The organism is Modestobacter sp. I12A-02662 (genome assembly GCF_041028325.1).
Taxonomy (GTDB): Bacteria; Actinomycetota; Actinomycetes; order Mycobacteriales; family Geodermatophilaceae; genus Modestobacter.
The window spans coordinates 1-606 of the sequence record NZ_JABGDE010000040.1 but is presented as its reverse complement, the minus strand read 5'-3'; the positions used below and the strand labels follow the sequence as shown (position 1 = coordinate 606).

The following is a 606-nucleotide window of genomic DNA, read 5'->3' as shown; positions in this document are numbered from 1 at the left end:
CGTTAAGACCGACAAGAAAGTCGTCACCCTGAGCGGCTTCGTGGAAAGCCAGGCTCAGGCCGAAAAGGCTGTTAACGTGGCCAAGGGTGTCGAAGGTGTCGCATCGGTTAGCGATAAGCTGCACGTTCGCGACGCTAAAGACACCTCCGTGAAGGGTTATGCCGGGGATGCGGCAACCACCAGCGAAATCAAAGCTAAACTGTTAGCAGATGACATCGTGCCTTCCCGCAAGGTGAAAGTAGAAACCACAGATGGTGTGGTGCAGCTTTCCGGCACGGTTGATTCCCAGGCACAAATTGAACGTGCCGAGTCTATTGCGAAAGCGATTGATGGTGTGAAAAGCGTTAAAAACGATCTGAAATCGAAGTAAATCTTCACCATTCGCCCGTCTGGCTGAGGCCTGCGGGCGAAATAAGAACGACTCTGGAAAAACGCCGGTGAGTGACCTGAGCGCTCACGTTTAGCGGCCGACATTAACTATGGTAAAGGAGAGGCTTATGTTTCGTTGGGGCATTATATTTCTGGTTATCGCGTTAATTGCCGCCGCTTTGGGCTTTGGTGGATTGGCGGGTACAGCGGCATGGGCAGCAAAAATTGTCTTCGTCG

Annotated in this window: 2 protein-coding genes; both read left to right on the top strand. The window is 52.1% G+C overall.

Annotated features, from left to right (window positions below; all coding sequences use genetic code 11):
- Nucleotides 1-370 (top strand): molecular chaperone OsmY (gene osmY, locus HL189_RS22495; protein ID WP_369135961.1); only part of this gene is annotated, 370 nt, incomplete at its 5' end.
- Nucleotides 371-497: 127 nt separating this feature from the next.
- On the top strand, nucleotides 498-606 hold a 109-nt coding region (locus HL189_RS22490), incomplete at its 3' end, for a DUF1328 domain-containing protein (RefSeq protein ID WP_369135962.1).